Annotated in this window: 1 protein-coding gene; it reads left to right on the top strand. The window is 71.5% G+C overall.

What is annotated here, in order from left to right:
• Positions 1–410: 410 nt before the first annotated feature.
• Positions 411–2,108 (top strand): NB-ARC domain-containing protein (locus AB0L56_RS31030; RefSeq protein ID WP_365429348.1); only part of this gene is annotated, 1,698 nt, incomplete at its 3' end.

Below are 2,108 nucleotides of genomic sequence, written 5' to 3'. Positions count from 1 at the left end.
ACGACACTCGGGCCCCTGGCCTGCCCCGCCTCAGCCCACGGCACGAAAACGGTCCACCGACTCCGTCGGCGGACCGTCACGCAAGATCGAGGCTAATTGCTCGTTCGTCGCGCGAGAGGCGATCACTGTGCGGGAAGCTCATCCCCTGAGGGGAGTTTCGCTGACGCAAGTCGGTCGGGCGGAGTGTGGGGGCCATCGGGCGAGGCCTGGAAGGATCCGCTCGGATGGTCCGGTAAGGGGTTGAGGTGCGGGTCCGTGTGGTGGGGTTGATAGCCGCGGCGGGGATCGTGGCCGCCTTGGCGGTGTTGCTCGCCCTGGCGGGCAACGCGGCGACGGCCCAATCGCGGTGGCCTGGTCCGCTGGACTGGTTGCGACAGGATCCGTGGTTGTGGGTCGGGCTGCTGGGGGCCTTGTCTGCTGCCATTGCCGGTAGCGCGGTCTGGCTGCAGGAGCGCCAGCCGGTGGGCCGGGATGATCCGCCGCCCCCGCCGCCTCCGGCGGTGCCCGGGTGGTTCGTCGACCGCGCCCAGACCCGTGGCGCGGTCGCGGCGGTGTGCCACGGCGGCAGCACGGTCGCCATCACCACGTCCCTGGTGGGTGCGGGTGGTTTCGGGAAGACCACGCTGGCGACCGCGGTCTGTGCGGATCGGCGGGTACGGCGGCGATTCCGCACCCGGATCTACTTCGTCACCATCGGCCGGGACGTTCGAGGACGGGCTGAGGTGGCGGCCAAGGTCGCTGCGGTCACCCGGTTCATCACCGGCGACAGCACCGAGTTCGACGACCCGGACTTGGCCGGTGCTCATCTGGGGCGCCTGCTCGCTCAGCGGCCCCGCACCCTGCTGGTGCTGGACGATGTGTGGGAGCCCGAGCAGCTCGCGCCGTTCCTGCACGGCGGTGTGCGGCTGGTGCGGCTGGTGACCACCCGCAATCCCGCGCTGATCGCGAACGGTGTACGGCATATCCCGGTGGATGACTTGTCACCGGCCCAGGCCCGGTCCCTGCTGACGTGGCAACTGCCCTCGCTGCCCGACTCGGTGGTCGACGCGCTGTTGCGGGCCACCCGCCGCTGGGCACTGCTGGTGCGGCTGTCCAACCGCGTGATCGCCGAGCAGGTGGCCACCGGCGCCGACCCCGCCGACACCGCAGACAGGCTGCTGCGCCGGCTGCAAGAGCACGGGCCGGCCGCGCTGGACGATGCGTCGGCCACATGGGACCTCGCCGATCCCGCCCAACGCAATCAGGCCGCTCGCGCGTCGATCGAGGCCGCGACCAGCCTGCTGCCGCCCGGCGGCAGCGACCGCTACATGGAGCTGGGCATCTTCGCCGAAGACGAATCCATCCCGATCTCCCTCGTCGCCGCCCTGTGGCAGGCCACGGCCGGGCTGAGTGAGGGTGAGACCCGAGCCCTGTGCCGCAGCCTGGAACGCCTGTCGCTGCTGACCCTCACCCCCCAGCGCGGCGGCCGGATCAGCCTGCACGACGTCTACCGCGACTACCTGCGCACCACCCTGGGCCCCGCCCGCCTCGCCCACCTGAACCGGTCATTCCTCGACGCGCTGGCCGCCACCCTGCCCGCAGCCCCACCCCTCACCGCCACCGGGCCCGCCCCGCAACGGGCCTGGTGGCAGCACCCGGAGACCTACCTCCTGGACAACCTCATCCGCCATCTCCTCGACGCCGACCGTACGGCTGCCGCCGAAGCGGTCGCCGGCGACATCCGCTGGGTCGAAACCCGCCTGCACCAGCGCGGCTCCAGCGCCCCGTGGTCCGACCTCGACCGCATCGACACCCCCCACACCCGACCGCTGGCACACAGCCTGGCCCAAGCAGCCCACCTCCTCACCCCCACCACCGCACCCCGCGTTCTGACGGGCATCCTTCACAGCCGCCTCGACCACCATCCGCACTGGCACCCCCAAATCGCGGCACGCCGGCACGACCCCGCACTGCACCCGAGCCTCACCAACCAATGGCCACTCCCGGACAACCCCCATAATGCCCTCCAGCGCACCCTCACCGGCCACACCGACTGGGTGAGATCGGTGGCGATCGCACCGGACGGCACCTGGCTCGCCACCACCAGCAACGACGAGACGGTGCGGAGC

Source organism: Streptomyces sp. NPDC052079 (assembly GCF_040680275.1).
Lineage (GTDB): Bacteria > Actinomycetota > Actinomycetes > Streptomycetales > Streptomycetaceae > Streptomyces.
The sequence above is the reverse complement of the archived record's forward strand: the minus strand, read 5'-3'. Positions and strand labels throughout refer to the sequence as shown.